The 1,800-nt window shown below is 34.4% G+C and carries 2 protein-coding genes and 1 pseudogene; all 3 read left to right on the plus strand.

All coding sequences use genetic code 11. The annotated features are described in order from the left end of the window. A partial coding sequence (locus SOP96_RS00905; protein ID WP_326319364.1) for a hypothetical protein occupies positions 1-320 on the plus strand: 320 nt, incomplete at its 5' end. Positions 321-332: 12 nt separating this feature from the next. Continuing rightward, positions 333-1,253 (plus strand): annotated as a pseudogene (locus tag SOP96_RS00910) (RHS repeat-associated core domain-containing protein); the annotation flags it as partial. Between the two features lie 306 nt (positions 1,254-1,559). Then, the coding region (locus tag SOP96_RS00915; protein WP_326319365.1) for a transposase at positions 1,560-1,800 on the plus strand (241 nt) is incomplete at its 3' end.

Here is a 1,800-nt window from a genome sequence, read left to right on the forward strand (position 1 = left end):
GTTATATTGACACTTCTGAGCCAACAGAAATAAAATTGAGAATTATTCCAAATCCGGAAGGATATTTTGATGCTTTAAGGAATAAGTATTATTATAATTTTACGGATCATTTGGGGAACATACGTTTAAGCTATAGTGATGCTAATGGAGATGGTATTGTAACAGGAGATATTGTGATTGAAAATTGCCAGACGTTTCCCGATGGCAGTATGGCATGCAACAACTATATTACACCCGGCGAAGCAGAGGGGGTAAACAATTATTATCCTTTTGGGTTGATGCATAATGCACAATATTATAGTTTTGATAACGCGTATTAGTACAAGTACAACGGTAAGGAATTGCAGGAAACCGGAATGTATGATTATGGTGCAAGGTTTTATATGCCGGATGTAGGACGATGGGGGGTAATGGACGGAAAAGGAGAATTATATCTAAGTAAATCCCCATATAGTTACGCAAATAATACACCTGTTAATGCAATTGACCCTGATGGAAATCTCGTAATCTTTATTAACGGAATGCATTTTGGGGATGGAGGAAGTTCTAAATATTGGACTTCATCCACAATTTTGGGCAGAATGCAAGTTGCAGGTGGTCCTTGGACGCCAATGTATAAGAGGTTTGATATGTCTGTAATGCATCAATTAAATGATTATAATTCCTTATATAGGGATGGTTCTTCTGGCGGAGCTCTGAATACTCTTTTTGCTGATGGGAATTTCTATAAAAGTAATTTAAGTGCTCAAAATAGAATTGACAATGGTTATAAACAGGGGAAGAAAGATGCAAAAGAAATTATTGCTAATTTAGAGAGAGACTCTACTGCAGGAGAAATCATTGAAACGATTAAAATCATCACTCACAGTATGGGTGGTGCTTATGGCAAAGGATATGTCAATGCCTTAATGGATTATGCTAAAAAAAATGGTTTAGAAAACCAAGTGAGAGTAACATTAGTTGCAGATTTTGATCCTTTTCAAGCGGGGGATTTAACTGTAAATCCTAAGGTGCATACATTACAGTTTACTAATAAAGATGGTAAAGGTAGAAAAGATAGTGATGGTTTGGGAGGCTTAGCAAACGAAGTTGAAAATGGATTACCAATAAATAATTATACAGAAAATGATTCTGATGCAGCACACTCAATTATGACATTCTTTAGTAATATATCTCAATTACAAGAAGGAACCTATATTTATAATGGCTCTTCTTGGGTATGTACTTCTTGTAACGATAAAGCAGCTCATTAAATGAAGATATTTATATTTCAAGCATTGCTTACCTATATATTTTTTATAGTAGGAATTAAAGTCTATAACTTACATAGTGGGGTTATAACATTTGCCCCATTTTTAGTTGCTGTAATATTGATTATAGATTTATTATTAATGAAGCTGTTTAAACTTATTTTAGAAAAAAAGTTCCGAGAAAATTAGCAATTTTGGATTGCAATTAAAAAAACTAATAATCTGGAACTCATCAGCAAAGATAAAATAGAGAAATGGATTTTACCCCATTTAAGCAAAGGAAAAAGGGGATTTTCTACAAAGTTTGACGTGGTAAAAATAATCCAGACCATTATAAAACGGCTGAAAACCGGTTGCCAGTGGCGTGAGATTTCTTTAAAAGACTATTTTGGGGAAGAAAAGATAAGCTGGCAAAATGTGTATTATTTTTTTAATAAATGGAGCAAGGATGGCAGTTTCAGGAATATTTGGGTTCATCTTTTGAATCGTAACAGGCGGTTGCTGGATATGTCTTGTGTTCAACTCGACGGAAGCCAGACCCGTTGCAGAA

The organism is Chryseobacterium salviniae (assembly GCF_035819015.1).
In the GTDB taxonomy this organism is placed as follows: Bacteria; Bacteroidota; Bacteroidia; order Flavobacteriales; family Weeksellaceae; genus Chryseobacterium; species Chryseobacterium salviniae.